19 protein-coding genes and 2 pseudogenes are annotated in these 21,014 nt (G+C 40.9%); 14 read left to right on the top strand and 7 right to left on the bottom strand.

The window, feature by feature from the left end; all coding sequences use genetic code 11:
- Positions 1 to 110: 110 nt before the first annotated feature.
- Complete coding sequence (locus tag BT147_RS09380) at positions 111 to 755, top strand: hypothetical protein (protein WP_072334161.1); 645 nt, start codon at positions 111 to 113, stop codon at positions 753 to 755.
- A 157-nt stretch (positions 756 to 912) separates the two neighbouring features.
- Here BT147_RS09380 and BT147_RS09375 read toward each other — a convergent pair whose 3' ends face one another.
- From BT147_RS09375 to BT147_RS09360, 4 genes are all read right to left on the bottom strand, one after another.
- Complete coding sequence (locus BT147_RS09375) at positions 913 to 1,533, bottom strand: nitroreductase family protein (RefSeq protein ID WP_072334159.1); 621 nt, start codon at positions 1,531 to 1,533, stop codon at positions 913 to 915.
- Positions 1,534 to 1,704: 171 nt separating this feature from the next.
- A complete protein-coding gene (gene bcaP / locus BT147_RS09370; RefSeq protein ID WP_502688563.1) occupies positions 1,705 to 3,126 on the bottom strand; it encodes a branched-chain amino acid transporter BcaP in 1,422 nt (473 codons plus the stop codon).
- 192 nt (positions 3,127 to 3,318) lie between these two features.
- Entirely contained in the window at positions 3,319 to 3,903 is a 585-nt protein-coding gene (locus tag BT147_RS09365; RefSeq protein WP_177239757.1) for a putative glycolipid-binding domain-containing protein, read from the bottom strand.
- Positions 3,904 to 4,123: 220 nt separating this feature from the next.
- A complete protein-coding gene (locus BT147_RS09360; RefSeq protein WP_072334150.1) occupies positions 4,124 to 5,482 on the bottom strand; it encodes a glucose-6-phosphate isomerase in 1,359 nt (452 codons plus the stop codon).
- Positions 5,483 to 5,563: 81 nt separating this feature from the next.
- Between BT147_RS09360 and BT147_RS09355 the strand changes: the two genes are divergently transcribed.
- A complete protein-coding gene (locus BT147_RS09355) occupies positions 5,564 to 6,334 on the top strand; it encodes a DUF3153 domain-containing protein (protein ID WP_072334147.1) in 771 nt (256 codons plus the stop codon).
- 84 nt (positions 6,335 to 6,418) lie between these two features.
- Here the strand turns inward: BT147_RS09355 and dapF are convergent, their stop codons facing one another.
- Both dapF and BT147_RS09345 read right to left on the bottom strand, forming a co-directional pair.
- Positions 6,419 to 7,273, bottom strand: coding sequence for a diaminopimelate epimerase (dapF, locus tag BT147_RS09350; protein WP_072334144.1), 855 nt, complete (start codon positions 7,271 to 7,273; stop codon positions 6,419 to 6,421).
- Between the two features lie 126 nt (positions 7,274 to 7,399).
- Complete coding sequence (locus tag BT147_RS09345) at positions 7,400 to 10,129, bottom strand: calcium-translocating P-type ATPase, SERCA-type (RefSeq protein WP_072334141.1); 2,730 nt, start codon at positions 10,127 to 10,129, stop codon at positions 7,400 to 7,402.
- Between the two features lie 173 nt (positions 10,130 to 10,302).
- On the opposite strand from BT147_RS09345, the gene BT147_RS09340 reads away from it, so the two are divergent.
- The 5 genes and pseudogenes from BT147_RS09340 to BT147_RS15865 all read left to right on the top strand — a co-directional run bounded on the left by BT147_RS09340 (position 10,303) and on the right by BT147_RS15865 (position 15,300).
- Complete coding sequence (locus tag BT147_RS09340; RefSeq protein ID WP_072334138.1) at positions 10,303 to 10,677, top strand: ArsR/SmtB family transcription factor; 375 nt, start codon at positions 10,303 to 10,305, stop codon at positions 10,675 to 10,677.
- Between the two features lies 1 nt (position 10,678).
- Complete coding sequence (locus tag BT147_RS09335) at positions 10,679 to 12,811, top strand: heavy metal translocating P-type ATPase (RefSeq protein WP_072334135.1); 2,133 nt, start codon at positions 10,679 to 10,681, stop codon at positions 12,809 to 12,811.
- Between the two features lie 398 nt (positions 12,812 to 13,209).
- Positions 13,210 to 13,764, top strand: coding sequence for a GNAT family N-acetyltransferase (locus BT147_RS09325; RefSeq protein ID WP_072334128.1), 555 nt, complete (start codon positions 13,210 to 13,212; stop codon positions 13,762 to 13,764).
- Positions 13,765 to 14,067: 303 nt separating this feature from the next.
- A complete protein-coding gene (locus BT147_RS09320) occupies positions 14,068 to 14,460 on the top strand; it encodes a hypothetical protein (RefSeq protein ID WP_072334125.1) in 393 nt (130 codons plus the stop codon).
- Positions 14,394 to 15,300, top strand: a pseudogene (locus BT147_RS15865) (M28 family peptidase). Before BT147_RS09320 ends, BT147_RS15865 begins: the two are co-directional and overlap by 67 nt.
- 167 nt (positions 15,301 to 15,467) lie before the next feature.
- Here BT147_RS15865 and BT147_RS09305 read toward each other — a convergent pair.
- Positions 15,468 to 15,713, bottom strand: a pseudogene (locus tag BT147_RS09305) (transposase); the annotation flags it as partial.
- A gap of 288 nt (positions 15,714 to 16,001) precedes the next feature.
- Here BT147_RS09305 and BT147_RS09300 point away from each other — a divergent pair.
- From BT147_RS09300 to BT147_RS09270, 7 genes are all read left to right on the top strand, one after another.
- Positions 16,002 to 16,391: a hypothetical protein gene (locus BT147_RS09300; protein ID WP_072334116.1), complete on the top strand. Its 390-nt coding sequence runs from the start codon at positions 16,002 to 16,004 to the stop codon at positions 16,389 to 16,391.
- Between the two features lie 60 nt (positions 16,392 to 16,451).
- Entirely contained in the window at positions 16,452 to 16,847 is a 396-nt protein-coding gene (locus BT147_RS09295; RefSeq protein WP_072334113.1) for a hypothetical protein, read from the top strand.
- Between the two features lie 620 nt (positions 16,848 to 17,467).
- A complete protein-coding gene (locus BT147_RS09290; protein ID WP_072334111.1) occupies positions 17,468 to 17,857 on the top strand; it encodes a hypothetical protein in 390 nt (129 codons plus the stop codon).
- Between the two features lie 83 nt (positions 17,858 to 17,940).
- Positions 17,941 to 18,744, top strand: a complete 804-nt coding sequence (locus BT147_RS09285) for a hypothetical protein (protein WP_072334108.1) — start codon at positions 17,941 to 17,943, stop codon at positions 18,742 to 18,744.
- A complete protein-coding gene (locus BT147_RS09280) occupies positions 18,741 to 19,613 on the top strand; it encodes an ABC transporter ATP-binding protein (RefSeq protein ID WP_072334105.1) in 873 nt (290 codons plus the stop codon). The genes BT147_RS09285 and BT147_RS09280 overlap by 4 nt, the downstream gene beginning before the upstream one ends.
- A complete protein-coding gene (locus tag BT147_RS09275) occupies positions 19,600 to 20,376 on the top strand; it encodes a DUF2705 family protein (RefSeq protein WP_072334103.1) in 777 nt (258 codons plus the stop codon). Before BT147_RS09280 ends, BT147_RS09275 begins: the two co-directional genes overlap by 14 nt.
- Positions 20,377 to 20,385: 9 nt before the next feature.
- The coding region (locus tag BT147_RS09270; protein WP_072334100.1) for a hypothetical protein at positions 20,386 to 21,014 on the top strand (629 nt) is incomplete at its 3' end.

Below are 21,014 nucleotides of genomic sequence, written 5' to 3'. Positions count from 1 at the left end.
CATCTCCGTCCCTTACTTTTGGCTATATTCCTTGGGCATACCCCCATAAGCTCATTCATATAATATTTTGTATATGCCAGATAAAAGCGTGTGTGAAGGAGAGGAACATCATGACTTGCCGAAGCAGAGGCCGAAACCGAATACTTGGTGCAATCCCCATCATAGGTCGAAATGATAGCTCGTATCAATATAACTACATTTATGCTCTAGATGCTAGTCTGATAGAAGAGGCAGCATCCTTAGCAGCAGGATTTAATGGTGCTATTAATCCACTCACTCTTCAGTTTGATCTCAATAAGGCAATACAAATCGCGAACGACCAACATATGACAACTCAGGCCCAACTAGATAAAACTGTTATTAGCCAGACTATTCAGGTTGATAATATGGTAGGAAAAATTATGCAGGCAATAAGTCAGGAACTTAATGCTACCTTCCCTGAAGGACAGATAGCAAATCAATTAACCCTTGCTATGACAAATGTTTTTACAAATTTAAATATGCAAGATAGTTCAGCTTGGATTTTTTGGAAAGATGAAGGAGCTCATAGCACAACTTACTTGTACAATATGCTTTTTGCCATTCAAAGCGGTGACATTCCTGACTGTATAGGATGCTTTCCTATGGGATTTGAAATTTCAGTTGATATTGAAAAAGAGAAGGTACTATTTATCACTATTAAAGATGAGCATACTTATTCAGTTCGTGTAACTGCTATAAAAGCCATACAGAATAGTTGCTTCCCATTTAACTGATTCTGTAGAATTCTAGTTAGCCATTCAAGTTTACCGAAAGCATAGAGATTCGCATTCCTCAGCAACCCGGAACCTGCTGAAGAGAAGGTTCTTCAATCGTGTTGGAAAGGGCTATCCTAGTAGAAAATTTAATTTTAGGACGGCCCTTTGTGGCATCTTACAATGTTTCTAACACGACTGTATCTAGATTCAAGCGACTAGTAGGACGGGCAGGCTGGGCTGCTTTCCCCACAGTGATGATCATCACTGGGACATAGCGATCCGGAATATTAAATTCCTTGACCAATGCCTCTTTATTAAACCCACCCATAGCACAAGTATCAAACCCTTTTGCTTTTGCTGCCAGCATTAACTGCATAGCTGAGAGACTTGCATTTGAAAAAGCAGCATCACGTGCATATTGTTTGTTTTGATAAGCACCTTCTATTTGTCCTAGGAACATATCATGAACCGCCTGTGTCATATGTCCTTGTTTGAGTTCCTCTCCATACACGAGAGGGGCTGCTTGGTTTGCTTCCGTATCTCCTAAGATCACGATCACGACAGAAGATTCCGTCACCTGGACTTGACTGTATGCGATAGGAAGCAAGCGTTGTTTCGCTTCTTCGCTTTGGATAGCTAGATAACGCCAGTGTTGAAGGTTCCAAGCGGATGGAGCACTTGCTGCGAGTGTTAACAACTCATCCAATTCTTCCTTTGGCATTTCGTATGTATCATATCGTTTTACACTACCACGAGATAGCATAACATCTTTCACTACTTCAAAGTTGGTATTCATGCATATTCCTCCCTAGTACTGTTGTTCTAATCGCATAGAGACTAGAACTATACTTTATAATCATTACTTAGTATATAAAAATAAGTACCTAATAACAAGCGTATCTTTCCTAAATAGAAAGCAAAAAACAAGCCACAGGAACTTTCGCTCCTATAGCTTGTCTACGATCATTTAGTTTTCCTCTTTCATCGGATCTTTGCCAATTAACGAATGTCTTCGAGAGTACCCAAAGTATACGACGAGTCCAATTACAAACCAGATTCCAAATGCGATCCAAGTAATCAATTTTAACTGTAGAATCAGGTATCCACAGAATAATACACCTAAAATCGGAACCAATGGAACCAATGGTGTTTTAAATTTACGTGGTAAGTTTGGCTCCGTTTTACGAAGTACCAAAACACCGATACAAACAAGCATGAAGGCGAAGAGTGTACCAATATTCACCATTTCAGCCAAGTGTTCTAATTTAAATAGACCCCCAATTAGCGCGGCAATAATCCCAACTAACCAAGTTGCTTTATAAGGAGTAGCATGTTTTTTATCTACGTCAGAGAAGAATTTCGGTAATAGACCATCTCGAGACATAGCGTAAAAAATACGAGTTTGTCCATACAGCATAACCAGAATAACGGTTGTTAGACCCAAAATAGCACCTACATCGATAAAACCTGCAACCCAATTCTGTCCTACTTGATCCATTACAAAGGAAGCCGGATGAGCAATGTCTTTAAACTGAGCATATGGAACCGCTCCAGTCATAATTGCTGAAACAATTACATATAAAAGGGTACAAATTCCAAGTGACCATAAGATCCCACGTGGTAAGTCACGTTGTGGGTTTTTCGTTTCTTCCGCTGCAGACGCTACCGCGTCAAAACCAATATAAGCAAAGAATACCGTAGCCGCTGCGAGTGAAATCCCACCAAAACCAAATGGTGCATATGGTACCCAGTTACTTGGTTGTACATAGAATACACCAACCAAGATAAAGAGAAGGACAACCCCTACTTTTACAAGTACCATAATGTTGTTTAATCTTTTTGAAGCTTGAATTCCCGTAGCTAATAATAAGGTGATAAATAAGACAATTAAGACGGCAGGTAAGTTAAATAATGTACCTTGTTCTGCATCATATGCTGCTGTTAATGCCTTCGGTAGATGAATCCCAAATCCGCTTAAGAGATTTTGAAAATAACCTGACCAACCAACCGAAACCGAACTAACAGCGAACAAATATTCTAACACCAAATCCCAACCGATAACCCAAGCAATAAACTCACCTAGTGTGGCATAGCTATAGGTATAAACTGAACCAGATGCTGGAACGAGCGATGCAAACTCAGCATAACAAAGCGCTGCAAACATACAAGCTAAACCAGCTAGTATGAAAGAGATTGTAAGTGCTGGACCAGCGTCTAACGCCCCTTTCCCCGTCAATACGAAAATTCCTGTACCGATAATGGCACCGATTCCCAGCAAGGCTAAATCCCATGCAGTTAAATTTCTTTGTAATTTTGACTTTGTTTGCGCATCTTGCACAAAACTTTGAATACTTTTTTTACGGAAAAGCCCCGTAGATGACTTCAAGATAGTCCCCCCATTCGCTATCGAGCTAAAACACAACAATTTGAACAATTCGAAAGACTAATATTCTATGAAATATTAATATGTGCTAGCTTTAAGCTATTTTACATAAATGCTTTTATGTAGTCAAGTGATGATTAGGCATAAATTTAATAGGCTATTTATACTAGTAGGTATAATCCCCAAACAAAAAGCCGCTTATTCAGCGACTTCTACTTCTACCTCTACTTTTCGGCGAAATGAACCAGGGTAGTCTATTACTAGTCCATGCTCATCAACCCAAAACTCTTTGGTAAATCCTTTATATAGATTTTCAAAGCTATACTTCACTAAGGGGCCATTACGTTTTAAATGCGTATAACGTTGACACCCTCTCTCGAGAGACAAGCTCGGTACATCGATATAGACAACGGGCATGGAATTAGTAGGCCGAATGGGAAAGTGAAGTCGACGAATGGGTAGGATGTTAGTAAAGGGAGAGATGGAAAGATCAATATCAATACATCCTTCTAGTTCCTCAATCGGACCTCCATCTCGATAGCTCCAGTTCCCTTCCCCATCTGAGAGTAGGTGGAGAAACCTGGGTTGTTCTTCATGTGAAACGAGAAGGGAAACTTCTCGTATCCTCCATTCTTTATCACAAATTAAGTGATATGAGATACAAATAGGATGAACTCCACTGGTTGCTGTGATAACAGAGCTCGCAATAATCTGTGTATCTTTGATGTCAAAAGATAGATGTTCTAATGTTGATTCATCCCAAGAACGCCAAATTGCATCCATGTGCATGGCAGTCTCCTCATTTCATCCATAACTCCTTTCTCTATACCCGTAATTGTACTATCGTAATCCGAAAATTTCTCAAAAAAACAGACCCACTTAAAATAGATAAGTGGATCTGTTTTATGAAGGAAGGAGCAACTTCTTTATTTATATTCAAAGCCTCTAAAAAACTAGTGTAAGGGCCATAATGATGTTAGTAAGGCTACATAAATAGTCCTCTTTACCCCTTCGACTCCAAACGCTTCAACAGCTGTTGCTGTTCACCCTCATAACCAGGCTTACCAAGCAAAGCAAACATGTTTTTCTTATAAGCCTCTACCCCAGGCTGGTCAAATGGGTTCACTCCTAGTAGATAGCCGCTAACTCCACAAGCTTTTTCAAAGAAATAGATCAGATGCCCCGTTGCCTTCGGAGTCAGCTCATCGATTCGTAAGACAAGGTTCGGAACTCCCCCATCAGTATGAGCCAGCAAGGTTCCTTCAAATGCTTTTTCGTTCACAAAGTCAAGATCTTTCCCCGCTAGATAGTTTAATCCATCTAGATCATCCGCTGCTTTCTCAATCACGATCTTTTGCGAGGAATGATTCACAAAGAGAACGGTTTCGAAAATCGTACGAAGCCCTTCCTGGATATATTGCCCCATCGAGTGAAGATCGGAAGTGAAGTTAACCGATGCTGGGAACAATCCTTTCTGATCCTTTCCTTCACTCTCTCCAAACAACTGCTTCCACCATTCAGAGAAATATTGGAGTGCTGGATCATAGTTAACCAGTATTTCGGTCGTTTTCCCTTTGCGATATAAGGCATTTCTGGCGGCAACATATTGGTAACATGGATTGGATGCCAGATCCGGATTTTCATATTGTTTTTCTGCTTCTTGAGCGCCTTCCATTAGCTCTTGAATTGGAATTCCTGATACAGCAATCGGCAGAAGTCCAACTGCAGTAAGAACGGAGTAACGCCCTCCCACATCGTCAGGAATCACAAATGTTTCATAATCCTCTGCTGTAGCAAGTGTCTTCAGTGCTCCTCTCTCCCGATCGGTAGTCGCAAAAATCCGTTTCCGAGCTTCTTCTAAGCCATATCGTTTTTCTAGATAATCACGGAACACCCGGAAGGCAATGGCTGGCTCTGTCGTTGTTCCCGATTTGGAGATCACATTCACACTTACATCTTTTCCTTCTATCATTTGAAGGAGGTTCGCAACATAGTGAGAACTTATATGATGACCTACAAAGTAAATCTCGGGTGTTTTTCGCTGCTTTTTTGTTTGCATATTATAGAAAGAGTGAGACAACATCTCAATTACCGCACGCGCACCTAAGTAGGATCCACCAATCCCAATGACGATTAATACATCCGAATTCGCTTGAATTCGCTCTGCAGCGGTTTGAATTCGTGCAAATTCTTCTCGGTCGTATTGGGATGGCAGATTGACCCACCCTAAGAAATCAGAGCCTACACCCGTTCCATTATGTACTTGTTCGTGTGCTAATTGGATCGCAGGCGCAAGTTGCATTACTTCATGATTTTCTAAAAATGGACTAGCTGTCTGGAATTGAAACTGAATATTACTCATAAATGCCCTCCACGAGTATCATTTTCTTTTTTTTATATTGTCCATCTCAAAACATATAAACCCTGAAAAGGAGATATTCCCATGTCCTTCATCCACAAAATTCAAGTGTTCTTCATCGGACTATGTTGTAGTCTACTCCTAACTAGCTGTGCACAAGCCGATATCCATATGAGTATCAATTGGGACTTATCCGGTACATATTCATTTCGCATCGTCAATGATCCCAGGCTAAGTAAAATAACAAATTGGCTATCCGATCATTATAGGCAAAAAGGCTACCTGATCACTTCCATTAAAACAAGTGAAGAGATCGGGTTCTCTGCTGAAAAAAAAGTCAAAAATATTCTCGATAGCCCCATCCAGCAAGATTTCCCCGACTTCTCACAACTAATGAATTCATGGACCACGATCCTACAAAGCGACCTCCCTAGCCTACAATCACTAGACTCTGCACCAAGTAAAACGAAACCAAACAAGCACTTAACATGGAATTCAGATTTATTTACCACTCAAATCCGATATCGAAACACAGAGCTAGATTTAACTCGCTTACCTGTTAATAAACTATATGCTAGCTATCAGCATTATTTTGGTAAAAAGAATGAAACTCCACCCTCTTTACTGTTTCAGATCACTCTACCTATCGCACCAGATAATAGCAATGCAAGTCAAGTTCGCGATGAAGGCAAGACATTAGGTTGGGATTTAAAGTTCGGACAAAAGAATCCAATCTTCATGACAGCTGAAATCCCAAACCCCATCACGGTCGGTATTTTATCCCTCTTAGCTCTTCTATTCCTTGGGGTTGTTCTTTTCACGACTATGAAAAAGCGAAAAAGTGCTAAGAAATAAAAAAGCCCCTCATCCAGTATACATCCTAGACGAGAGACTTTCGTACCCATTCGGTTACCTTATGCTATGCATTGACGACAAAATCTATGCAAGATGAACAGGCTTCAGTACTTCCCAATCCCCATCAAAGGAATAGGCGGCAGGTCCTGTCATATAAACATGGTCATCTTCTACTCGCCATTCAATGAGAAGATCTCCGCCTTTTAGATGAACCGTTGCCTTACGATCAAGCTTTCCCTTACGAGCAGCAGCTACCACCGTAGCACAAGCACCCGAACCACAAGCAGAAGTCTCCCCCACTCCCCTCTCCCAGACCCGCATCGTAACAGATTTAGAAGAATGGATTGAGATAAACTCTACATTGGTACGATTAGGGAAATAGGGATGACTTTCAATTAGCGGACCGTACTGATGAAGAGGAAATTCCATCGCGTTCTCCACTTCAATCACAGCGTGTGGATTGCCCATAGATACAGCGCTATATACAAATTCACGATCTTGCACCACCAATTGCTCATCTTGGGCAATGGTTTGGGTTGAGATCACGGGAACTTGGCTTGCTTCCAAAATTGGCTGACCCATATCCACACGAATGTGAGTCACCTTTCCTTCTCTAACAGTAAGCCAAACCGGCTGAATCGCTCTTTTGGTTTCAATCGTAAGTTCTGTCCTCCCGCTTGATATCCGCTCATAAAAATACTTTGCAACACAGCGAATCGCATTTCCGCATTGCTCTGCTTCACTACCATCTCCATTAAAAATACGCATCTGACAATCAGCGACCTCAGACGGCAAGATATATACTAAGCCATCTCCCCCGATCCCTGTATGTCGATCGCAAATGGCGACAGCAAGTTGAGCTATATTGCCCGGTACACCCTCGCGATCTACTACGATCACGAAATCATTACCAAGACCATGCATTTTCGTAAATCGCATACGGAAAAATCCCCTTTTGTGAGAAAGATTAACTCACTCAACATATCAAAAAATATTTATCCTGAAAAGAGGATTTATAAAAATGAACAGACAGATGCGCCCATCTGTCTGTTTGTTATACTGGGATTAATTCGTTCTTAACTTAAATAGCTTGCGGACTGTAAGGGCTACCGAATCTAACAAACCTGCAAAGAGTACAGGTAGAGAAGCCGTAACTGTAACGAGAATCCAGTCCCGAAGTCCAAGCGGTACCGTATGGAAGATAGGTTGTAGAGGTGAGTAGTAAATGACCGCTAACAACAAGAGCACTGATGAAGCTACTGCCAAGAGTAAAGCCTTGTTATTAAATGGGGTTCTCTGAAAAATCGTTCCTTCTGAGCGACAATCAAATACATAAATTAACTGAGCCATAACCAATGTAGCAAAAGCAACTGTTTGGGAAATGATCAGATCGTTTGGATACTGTATAAAAGTTACCCAAAAAGCAAGTAATGAACATAAACCAATTAATAATCCGCGTGTGAGAATCTTCCAGCCTACTCCCCTGGCAAAAACACTTTCCCTACTGTTTCGCGGGACACGAGCCATTGTATTTTCCTCAGCAGGATCTACACCAAGTGCCATCGCAGGTAAACCATCTGTAACTAAATTCACCCATAAAATTTGAATGGGTAACAAAGGGAGAGGAAGCCCTGCTAACATCGCAAAAAACATGACCAAAATCTCACCCACATTGCTCGCTAACAAGTAACTAATAAATTTGCGGATGTTATCGTAGATATGCCTTCCCTCTTCAATCGCGGAAACGATCGTTGCGAAGTTATCATCCGCTAGTATGAGAGAGGAAGCTTCTTTACTAACATCCGTTCCTGCTATCCCCATCGCAATCCCAATATTGGCCGCTTTTATAGCCGGGGCATCGTTTACACCATCTCCTGTCATCGCCACTACATGACCTGCTTGCTGTAATGCCTTAACGATTCGTAATTTATGCTCGGGAGAAACTCGCGCATACACGTCTATTTCATTCACGCTACTTTGTAGTTGCTCATCGTTCATCTCGCTTAGTTGTTGCCCACTAATCGTTACTCCAGAGGTTGATTTAATTCCTAATTCCCAAGCAATTGCCTCCGCTGTTGCTTGATGATCGCCTGTAATCATAACCGTTTTTATGCCAGCTTTTCGGCATATTTCAATTGCATCTTTCACTTCCGGACGAGGTGGATCCATCATTCCAGCTAGTCCGACAAAAACCAATTTCTGCTCAAGAGCCGTTTGAGGACTTTGTTGTTCCCCTTTCCCTACTTCTCGGTAAGCAAAAGCTAGGTTACGTAGTGCCAGACCTGCTAGACTTTCATTCTGCTCTTGGACTTGCGCACGAAGTTGGTCGGAAAGATGAGTCACTTTTCCTTGGATGAGGGCGTGCGTGCAACTTTCTAGAAGTACATCTGGCGCCCCTTTAGCATACAGAAAACATTGACCCGATGGGCTGTTCAACAGGACCGACATCATTTTTCTCTTCGAATCAAATGGGAACTCTCTCATTCGTTTCCATGAGTTCGTTAAAACATCTTGATATAAACCTGCTTTTCCGCCAGCCACTAGAAGAGCTCCTTCTGTCGGGTCACCATCTACTTGCCAAGTATCCACCCGATCTGGACCTGTGCGCTCTAAAACAGCATTATTACACAGGACCGATATTTCTAACAGTCGAGTAATGCCTAAATCTTTCTGGGGAGAGATAACTTGATTTTGAATTCGAAAACAGTCATTATGAGCGGAAGCACTCAGATCTACCTCTACTTCCTTCCCCAGTGTCCATAAACGGGTAACCGTCATCCTATTTTGTGTCAATGTTCCTGTTTTGTCCGAACAAATTACCGTTGCACAACCCAAAGTCTCCACAGAAGGCAACTTGCGTACGATGGCCCTTCGCCTGATCATCCGCTGAACACCAAGCGCCAGAGCCACTGTTACAATGGCTGGTAACCCTTCTGGAATCGCGGCAACTGCTAAACTCACACCTGCTAAGAACATCTTATACATCTCTTGCCCATGCCAAATCCCAGTTCCAACCACCACAGCGGTCAAAAATAGTGCCGCCACGATTAACACTTTTCCCAATTGCTCTAAGCGATGCTGAAGGGGTGTCTCTGTCGACTCAGTTGCTTGAATCAGATGTGCTATTTTCCCCATCTCGGTCTGCATGCCTGTGTTTACTACTAAACCAATACCAGTACCTTGAATCACTAAAGTCCCCATATATCCCATGTTTCTTCGATCACCCAAAGGTACATCGGCACGAGGTAAACGACTGGATATTTTTTCAACGGGGAGCGATTCCCCTGTCAGTGCTGATTCTTCTATACGTAGCGAAACTGCCTTAAAGAAGCGAACATCTGCTGGAATCCGATCTCCACTTTCAATAAAAATAAGATCACCTGGAACTAATTCCTCGGCTTGAATTCGGACCCATTTCCCTTCCCTCATCACGCGTGCAGTAGGGGAGGAAAGCTTTTTAAGCGCTGCTAGAGATTTTTCCGCCTTGATCTCTTGAACAAATCCTAGAATCGCATTTAACATCACAATCGCAATAATCGCAATAGCATCCGTATACTCACCCAATAAACCCGAAATCAAGGTAGCTGCCAGCAAAACCAGTACCATAAAATCTTTAAATTGATCTACAAAAGCAGATACTAAGGAGGCTTTTTCACCTTCACTAATCTGGTTCGGCCCTATTTGCTTCAATCTTTTTTTGATTTCATTTGCTGTAAGTCCCTTTTCTGGATCAACTCCCAGCTCCTGTGCAACTCGTTCTGGATCAAGATCAATCCACTGCTTTGTGTCCGACACACATAGTTCCCCCTTTGTCCCATGTTGCTCTGTACATGTTATTCAAGGACAAGTCAGTTCATTCGGACGAGTTATGATGGACTTGTACATTCAAACAAATATTTGACTGATAAAAAATAAAGCAATATAATAACAATCAAACACATACTTGAATATAAAAGGATTGAGTATAGATGAAACCACCTTCTCTCGAATCAGCCGAACAATGCGAAAGTATCTGTGTTGATGAGCCCAAAGTGGCACGTATTCAACAAGATCTGCAAGCGGAAGACTTTGAAGGTACTGCACAACTATTTAAAGCATTGGCCGATCCAACACGGCTCAAAATCGCTTACGCCATCCATCAAGAAGGAGAGTTATGCGTTTGTGATATTGCTGAGATCATCTCATCCTCTATGGCGACCGCTTCCCACCATTTACGATTGCTTAAAAAAATGGGGCTTGCCAAGATTCGAAAAGAAGGAAAACTCGTATACTACTCCTTAGACGATGACCATGTAAGCCAATTAATTCAACTTGCTTTTGTCCATCAGAAAGAGGTGAGATGAAATGACTCAAATAAAACAAGATGAAACCGTATATCGATTAGATAACCTAACTTGTGGCTCCTGCGCGGCCAAGTTTGAAAAAAATGTAAAGTCACTCCCAAATGTACAGGATTGTAAGGTCAATTTTGGTGCTTCTAAAATGACAGTCTACGGTAAAACAACGATCTCTGAATTAGAAGAAGCAGGTGCTTTCGATCAGATTAAAGTTCGAACAGATCAGCAGTGGGTTGCGGAAACGAAGAAGGTACCTTTTTGGAGAAATCGAGAAAATCTTCAGCTCCTATTCTCTTTGGTGTTGCTACTCCTAGGTGCTCTCTCCTCTTCTACTTTTGGAGAAAAAGAAGTTCTCACCATTCTCCTCTACATTGGCTCCATTGTAATAGGTGGATGGAAGCTCTTCCTAAGTGGATTAAAAAATTTGGCTCGACTACAATTTGACATGAAAGTTTTAATGACGATTGCGATCCTCGGGGCGGCCGCGATTGGCGAATGGAGTGAAGGCGCAACCGTTGTCATCTTATTTGCCATCAGCGAATCGTTGGAACGGTACTCGATGGAACGTGCGAGAAAATCGATTCGTTCTTTAATGGAAATTGCACCTAAGCAAGCTACGATTCGGCGGAATGGTAAAGAAATAACTCTCTCAGTCGATGAGATTCAAGTAGGCGATCTGATGCTCGTAAAACCGGGACAAAAAATCCCGATGGACGGTATCATAAGTCTTGGTTCTTCCTATGTAAATCAGGCTCCCATCACAGGTGAGTCAATTCCTGTCAGCAAAGATATAGGAGACGACGTCTTCGCCGGAACCATTAACCAAGAGGGTTACTTGGAAATTCAAGTAACCAAACGGGTGAAAGACACGACTCTTTCTAAGATTGTGCACCTTGTAGAAGAGGCTCAAGCAGAGCGTGCCCCTGCACAAGCTTTTGTCGATCGTTTTGCCAGGTACTATACACCTGCGATCATGTTACTTGCTCTATTGATCGCCGTTCTCCCTCCTCTTTTTGTCGGTGGGTGGTCTGAATGGATCTATCGGGCTTTAGCGCTACTCGTTGTAGGATGTCCTTGTGCACTCGTAATTTCTACACCAGTCGCCATCGTCACCGCGATTGGAAATGCGGCTCGACATGGCGTACTCATTAAAGGCGGGATTCACTTAGAAACAGCAGGATCAATTGATACGATTGCCTTTGACAAAACAGGAACTCTGACCAAAGGAACTCCAACGGTTACCCATTTTGAAATGTTATCCGAAGCAGAAACGAAGGAAACCCTTCTCGATATTGCTTATGCTTTAGAAAAAAACTCCCAGCACCCTATTGCCGCCGCAATCTCACGCTATGCACAGGAGCACGGAGGAAAAGTGAAAAAACAAGTAGTTGCATTCACATCTGTCACAGGGAAAGGTGTGGAAGGTAGGGTAGGAGAAACACTCTATCGCTTAGGGAAGCCGTCTTATATAGCAGAATCGCTCACAAACGCCCTCCCTAACCCTGTCCAGCAAGCAGTTGAGCACCAACAAGCAAAAGGACAGACGGTTATGTTGTTAACAGCCGATCTGAAAGTCCTAGCACTGTTCGCTGTTCAAGATGAGATTCGTTCAAACAGTGCAGACGTGATTGACCAATTGCACCGTGTTGGGATTAGACAAACCGTTATGTTAACGGGAGATAATCAAGCAACGGCACAAGTAATTGGTAAACAACTAGGCATCAGTCAGATTCAAGCAGAGCTATTGCCAGAAGATAAACTCGCACGGATTCAAGTATTGCGGAATCAAGGGGCGAAAGTTGCGATGGTGGGAGATGGAATTAATGATGCACCTGCGCTGGCGACCGCTAATCTAGGAATTGCGATGGGCGGGGCTGGTACGGATACAGCTCTCGAGACAGCGGACATCGCCCTCATGGGAGATGATTTGCAGAAGATCCCGTTTACGATTCGATTAAGCCGCAAAGCTCTTCGGGTGATTAAGCAGAATATCTCATTTGCGTTTGGGTTAAAATTGTTGGCTCTGTTGTTGATTATTCCGGGGTATTTGACTTTGTGGATGGCTGTGTTTGCGGATTTAGGCGGGACCTTGCTTGTGACGGCTAATGCGTTGAGGTTGTTGAAGGTTAGGGAGAAGTAGGACATCTTCAAGTTCCAATGATATTAGCCTTCCGAAGAAAGCCCGGGGCATGTATCTGTCCACAGCTCATATAGTGAGCCAACGAGGGTGTGAAAAGCAAGTCCGCTCCATCCTTCTTCGCTTCGGGCAAGTGGCAAAACTCGCAAAGAACGCTCAAACATTGCCACAAAATGCCCTAGCTTCGAAGGACTACGCTAAGTGGCTCACTAACATCGCTGTGGCCAGATACATTGCCCCTAGCCTATTCCTTTGATTCCGTAATCTAATCCTGAGAACGAAAACCTACAAACATCAAAGAAGCTAGTTGTAGAAAACTAGCTTCTTCCTTTATTAATAGAAGCCGCAATATTCGTGATAAAATAAGAAAATGCAGACTGTACAAGAATCGAGGTACATACATGGAAGCATCTACATTCTTTGAAAAAACGGATCGCCTTATTTTAAGGAAATTTAGTACAAGCGATATAGAGTATTTTCATTTCTATCGTTCTAATCCGGAAGTGGCTACTTTTCAGTCGTGGGAAGATTATCAGTATCAGGAGGCGCAAACATTTGTAAATCAACAGATGAATCATCAACCGAATCAACCGGGGACTTGGTTCCAGTTTGCGGTTGCGTTAGCCGGAACAAACCAACTTATCGGCGATTGCGCCCTCCATACGCCTGCTTTGGAGCCTCGTATCGTAGAGATCGGCTTCACACTCTCACCAGACTACCAAGGAAAGGGATATGCCACTGAAGCTGTTAGTGCGTTATTACGGTATGTGTTCCACTCACTAGGAAAACATAAAGCAATTGCCTTCTCAGATGTCCGAAATAGCAAGTCGATTGCGGTTCTAGAGCGCGTAGGAATGAGGCGCGAGGGTCATTTATTGCAAAATTATATGTCAAAAAGAGAATGGATCGATGAGTATCAGTATTCGATATTGAGGTCTGAGTTTCATCGTGATTGAAACTGAAAAAGATAAACCATTTTAGGAAAAAATAAATTATGTATACCTCTGAACTTCAGATCAGGGGATTTTTTTATACACATAAAAATATCTGATCACGAATTACACAAATGGAGTATATTCCACCTATAAAGTTCATTGATATAATTTACCTTATGTAATCATGTAGTATCTAATACCAAATATTACAATCTAATATAATGAAAAAATTATATATAAATATTAAAAATATAAGTATAATCTACTACACAAGTCCGAACTATTCATCATTGTTTTCAAAATAATTCGTAAGGGAGCACTCAAATGTTAAAAAGACTCATCTCTTCGTTTTCCGTTTTATCTGTTTTTTTAGTCTTTACTACTGCCTGTAACCCCGCCAATATTACTTCTACTTCTACAAAAAATGAATCGACTGACACAGGTAGTCCTACCGATCGTATCATGAAAGACATTACTTATTTAGCTAACAAAGATGATGCTAGGCTAGCAGGTACGGAAGGCGAATTCCGGACTGCTGACTACATTTCAAAACGATTTCGTGAGCTTGGTTTAGAGGTTGAAGTACAAAAATTTCCGTTTATCGATCAGACGAAAGACCTGGGCACCTCTTTAAAAGTTGAGAACAAAGAATCAAAGCAAAACCTTGTCATACTTCTCCAAGCACTCCCGATGAAGGAATTACAGCATCCGTCGTAGATGTAGGATCGAATGCAAAAGCACCAGACTTCTCCAAATTAGATGTAAAAGGTAAAATCGTTTTCATACAGAAGGCTATGATGAAAGAGAATGTGTATACAGTAGAAGCTCATAAAGCGGGAGCTGTGGGTATTATTATAAGTGGAGGGGGTAAAAAAGGTGTAAGACACTCTTACATCGATCCCATCCCAGCCATTACGATGGAGGATAGTCTCGATTTAGAAAATGCACTTAAAAAAGATAAGAATGTACAAGTGACATTAAAAACAAAAACCGAATTACGAAAAACGTATTCACAAAACATTATCGCGACACTCAAGGCACAAAAAGGGGCCAAAAATCCGAAAACCTATATTTTGGGTGCTCACTATGATGGAGTGGATAACCCAGCCGCCAATGACAATGCCTCTGGTACAGCAACGATGATGGAAATAGCAAAGCAATTGTCAAAAAAAATTGAACCATAATATTCAGTTCATGGCATTTGGAGCAGAAGAAGCGTGGATGGTAGGTTCCACAAAGTATGTAGAGTCGTTATCAAAGCAACAAAAAGACGACATAGCCGGGATGATTAACTTTGACATGGTAGGAGTAGGAGATTCACTAGGTATATATACCTCTTATCCTGAATCAAAGCAACATCTAATGGATGCCTTCGTGCAAAAAGCGAAAGAAATGAAAATTAAGTATGAACGTGGTACCCTCATGGCTAGTGACCAAGTCCCATTTGAAGATGCTGGGATTCCGACCGCCCTTATATTCTATCAAACAGATAAGAACTACTCAAGGATAACGATACCATTGATAAAATTCAAAAAGAAGACTTACAAAATTCGTTGAATATTACCTTGGATGTGCTAGGAAACTTAGCAAAATAAGTACTAGCAATGGGGGTAGGCCAGAGAAAATAGCACTTTGATTGTTCAAAAGACAATCGAAGTGCTATTTTAATCAAGAAATCAAAGTACAAGGTAGTGAAGTGAACCCAAAAAGTTAGACACGAAGATTTAAGCAACCTGTAGGGTATGTGTTCGGTATTGAACCGGACTCATGCCCTTTAGTTTTATCTTCAAGCGTTTATGGTTGTAATAGTGAATATAATCCTCTAGTTCCTGTTTGAAATGATCCATACTCTCAAATTCGTGGAGATAAAGCAATTCACTTTTGAGCAAACCAAAGAAGTTTTCCATGACGGCATTATCTAGGCAATTTCCCTTGTAGGACATGCTCTGTGTAATACCGCGCTGCTTCAACGCGTACTTAAGTGTCACCCTTCAGGAAACTTGAACCCTTGATATTACTGGATTTTATAGTCTAACAATTCCTATTTGCTACCTGTTGCAGCTATAGGAAAAAAACAGGTTAAATCATACATTTCTTTATTATACTAAAGCGTTTTGTTGGTCTAAAAATCCGACTACAAATTCTCCTTGTGATCAATAAAAAACGATTATTATGATTGATTTTCATAAACTATTCTTATACAATTTTACCGGATGGCCTTAAGCCGTAATATTATTACATAAGGAGATTGATTTTATATGAAAAAGAAAGTAGTCGGAACATTAGTGGCCGCTGGAGTATTAGTTGCTTCGCTAGGAGCAGTTTCTGCTACGTGGATCGAGAGTGATGGGATTGTGACTATCGGGGGATTTGGTAAAAACGACCATTATTCGCATGTAGCCCAAGCTGGATACGGTGGAGGGGATCCTAAAACTCAGCTTGTAAAAGTGAGATGGGCAACTAGTCGGGTCTTCTGTATGACTAATGATTATAACGAGAACAATATATCTGCACAAAAACAGTGTGTACAGGATACAACTACAGCTCTCACAAGCTCAGCAAAGCGTGATCAATTGATTAAGATGCATTTTGAAACAGCTTACAATAACCCTGATGAGACTTACTTCAGATACAGCTGGGCACCCTAAATAGAAGATTACCGGATGGCCTTAAGCCGTAATATTATTACATAAGGAGATTGATTTTATATGAAAAAGAAAGTAGTCGGAACATTAGTGGCCGCCGGAATGTTAGTTACTTCTATGGGAGCAGCTTCTGCTACTTGGTTCAATGATCATGATGAGTTTGCAATTTTGGGAGCGAATGGTCAACGAGACCATTATTCCGTTCCTCGCCAAGCAGGACACGGTGGAGGGGATTCTAGAACTCAGCTTGTAAGGGTAACGGATGCAAGTAGTCGTGTCTTCTGTATGACGAATGATTATAATGAAAATAATATATCTGCACAAAAACAGTGTGTAGAGGATACAACTACAGCCCTGTATAGCACAGCATATCGTGGGCAATGGATTAAGATGCATTTTGAAACAGCTTACAATAACCCTGATCCTGCTAATATCTTCAAGTACAGTTGGGCACCGTAAATAGAGGATTACCGGATGGAGAGACTTTACAATCTCCATCCAGTATTTTACCCCTACCCTCTCTATAAAAAAGTTAATCTATCAATATACAGTATTAAATTACTATTCATTAATACTTCATCCACTATATATAGTATACAATGCACCCCATCGAACCCATAAACACTGCATCTAAAAATGTGGTTGATTTTTTCCTACAGTCTAACATATCCCCTTCCCAACCTTTTCGCCCCTCCTCCATCTCCTTTTTCTCTGTAGGAAATGACAGTTAAGGTTCCTTTGTAAATATATATATACTACTTGACCTTAAATGTCATAGTTTAGGTACTCTCAACCCTTGGTATTACTGGATTATTCCTGTCTGACAATTCCTATTTGCTACCTGTTCCAGCTATAGCAAAAAAACAAGGTAAATCATACATTTCTTTATCATGCTAAAGCGTTTTATTGGTCTAAAAAACGGCTATTTTGGAGCATATTTTGCGGTAGGATATCATCCTACAAATTCTCCTTGTGATCAATAAAAATACGATTATTATTATTGACTTTCATAAAATATTCTTATAAAATTACTGATGGCCTTAAGCCGTAATAAATATTACATAGGGAGATTGATTTGAATGAAAAAGAAATTAGTCGGAACATTAGTTGCTGCTGGAGTATTAGTTACTTCACTAGGATCAGTTTCTGCTACCTGGTTCCCGTATGATGATCGTGCGCACATCGGAGGAAATGGTACTGGTGACCATTATTCTGTTCCACGCCCCGCAGGACACGGTGGAGGGGATCCTAAAACTCAGCTTGTAAGAGTACATAAGGCAACTAGTCGTGTCTTCTGTATGACCAATGATGTTAACAAGAATAATATATCTCCACAAAAACAGTGTGTAGAGGATGTAACTACAGCTCTGCATAGCACAGCAAAGCGTGGGCAATTGATTAGGATGCATTTTGAAACAGCTTACAATAACCCTGATGTTACAACCTTCGGCTACACTTGGGCACCGTAAATAGAAGATTAACGGATGGAGAGACTTTACAATCTCCATCCGTTTTTTTAAACATATGTTTTATCAAATGAGGTGAATGATCGTTGTTACATATTCTAAATGTAGAATTCAAGAGGGCCATATTACGTTGGCAAACGTGGATTGCTTTTGTCTTGTTTGTTGGATGTATAATTGTAGGAGTAGAAATTTTCCGTCCGGGGGAATTGGTTCCATTTGATCCTAACGTCCATAATCCATTCAATGCTTTTTTATATGCAGTAGGAAATGGAGCTAGACCGATCCTACCCTTGGCTTTTGCTCTTATTGTCCCATTGGTGGCAGGAGATACGCTTGTTTGGGATCGCAGAACTAGCTTTTATCAAATGAGCTTATTACGTGTGTCATATAAGAAGTATATTCTAGGAAAAATACTCGCTTCATCTATTATTACAGCAGTGTTTGCTCTGTGTGCACAGATCGTTGGCTTCTTGTACTGCATAACTACGTTTCCCGTTCCAGCAGCCTTATCTATTGAGCAGGGGATAACTCCTACATACGCGCAGGAGTTATTTATTCATCATCCATTTCTTTATATGTTTTTAATCATCGCCCACATTACATTGTTCAGCATGGTTGTGGTAATGATTTCAGTACTCATCTCCAATGTTACAAAAAATATTTACGTTGTTCTATGTTTTCCATGGTTACTATTTTGCTTTTTACAAGTCGTTTTTTACATGTACGATGTTGAGCGTTATGCTCCAGTAGATTTAGTGGGATCCTATGTAATAGGAATAGATTACTCTATTTGGGAGATTTCAGTACTGTTTACTTCTATTTGGGCAGTTTTGGTGCTTACAGTATATGGGATCTTTTTTGCTCGTTACAAAGGGAGGCTTATGAAATGACACAAATTCCAATGATTGAATTTAGTCAGGTATCAAAGAGATTTAAAAAGCATCAGGTGCTTACAGATATCAATCTAAGCATTCATAAGGGTGAAGTCATCGGGATTGTTGGAATGAATGGATCGGGAAAAACAACGTTACTCCGTCTTATAACCGGATTGATGTATGCTAGCAGTGGTAAGGTAACGGTCAACGGAGATATCGTACAACCTGGTTTACTCGGTCAATTACCTACTTCCGTTGGTGCACTGATTGAAGCTCCTTCTTTTTTACCGCAATATACTGGTTTGCAAAACCTATTGATGTTGGCGGGAATTCAAGAAAAAATCGATAAGCAAACAGTTATGCAATCGATGGAACGAGTTGGGCTGGATCCGAATAACAAGAAGAAGGTACGGGCTTATTCTCTTGGGATGCGCCAACGACTTGGGATTGCACAATCATTTATGGAGAGCCCGGATATTCTCTTATATGATGAGCCGACGAATGGTTTAGATGAACAAGGTGTTCAGATGTTTAAGGAACTGATCCGTGATAGCGTGAAGAGAGAAGCGGCTATCATATTGGTATCGCATGTGAAAGAAGAGATTGAACAGCTTTGTGATAAAGTATATCTCATCGAAAATGGCACTCTATCAGTACTAAGGGAGCAGTTAGAAAAACGATGGGCAGTGGAGTTATCTAGCTTTCAAGAGTTTGAGAAATTATATAAACTGTCTTCTTCTGTGCAAATTAGTTCTCATGAAAATGGAAATCCAGTTGGAATTATTCAGGGAGAATGGGCTAGTGAAGAGGAGTTAGGTGACTTTTTAAGGCAGAATGAGATTTTGTTTACGAACATAGAGGGCATGCACCATGATCACATTTGAGATAACTCAGTATTTTCAGCGTCGAAAGTGGAGATTTGTTGCTTGTGTGCTTGTGATGTTGGTGCTTTCGTTTGTAATTGGAAAGTTTGACGGTAAAGTAAATCCTGTTACCATCTGGGATTTTGTTTTCAATTCTTCGACTCACATATTTACATGCCTGCTCATTTTCCCCTGTGTCTTTTTGATCTTGATTTGGGATTTGTATATAGGTGACTTTGGTAGTTCTTATCTTTCTTTTACTACTCTACGAACGAAGAGCCGTACCCATTGGTATCTCGCAAAGTATGCGACTCTTTTTTGTGTAGCATTTGTCTTTTCGATCGCCGTAGCAGTAGGGTATATTTTGGCTGGTATGGCCTTAGGGTTGCCATTTGAGCCTGTAGTGAATACCCATTCTTCCTTTTTGGTTAAGGCAAATGCATTTCAGATACTGTCTATGATGGTCAGTTTTCAAATTGTAGCTTTGACTGCATTTGGGGCGTTGATCCTTACGATTTCCTTGTATTCTCGAAATTTGCTTGTTTCTTGGATAACAGGTGGAGCACTAACGTACGCTGGATATATCGTTTTCAAGAAATTTACTAGTTGGGCTTTCCTTTTCCCTACTTCACACCTGATGTTTTTAGCCCATTTTCCAAATCAACTTGTTCCGCCCATTCCTACACTTACGGCAAGTATATCGATGTTGTGTGGTCTTGCCTTCATTCTCGTTTGTTTAGTAGTAGGATGGATAAAGGTTAGAAAAGTAGATTTTGCAAAGTAGGCGGTATAGATGATTAAACTAATATTAACTAACGTTAACTTGTGCATTCGAAGCAAAATGGCGATTGGGATTTCGATTTTGCTGATTCTCCTTACCCTCATACATATCCCAATGATTAATGAACTGGGACAGAGAGAGAAATTTGAGCCGCAGTTGGTAGATTATTTACTATTTTCAATGGGAGGCGTATTTCCGGACTCTCTACTGCAATACTTAACTTGGGTGTGTGTCGTTTTCCCGATTATCTTATTTGTGTATCATATGATGAATGTAAATAGTGGATTTGATTTATTCGTTCTAACACGCATGAAAAAGAGGAGTAACTGGTGGATTGTAAAAGTACTCGCTCTCATCATGACTGTTTTGTTGTATTGTGTTGTGTATTTTCTCATTCACATGATAATCGGTTCTATGTTTTTCTCCATAAATGCTAGGTGGAGTTCCTTTTTTCAGATGTTCTTCTCTCATTTGGAGTTAAACGTGGGAACTCTCCTTTGCTTCATGATGATATTTTTCTTTATAGGACTCACGGCTTTTGCTCTACTTTGTCAATTGATAACGAGTCGATTTCGTAACGAAACAGCCGTCTACACGGTATTTCTTATCTCCTCAGTGGTGATAGGCTTTTTGGCTATGAG

This window comes from Thermoactinomyces sp. DSM 45891 (genome assembly GCF_900119485.1).
Classification (GTDB): domain Bacteria; phylum Bacillota; class Bacilli; order Thermoactinomycetales; family Thermoactinomycetaceae; genus Baia.
This window is presented reverse-complemented; position numbering and strand designations above follow the sequence as displayed.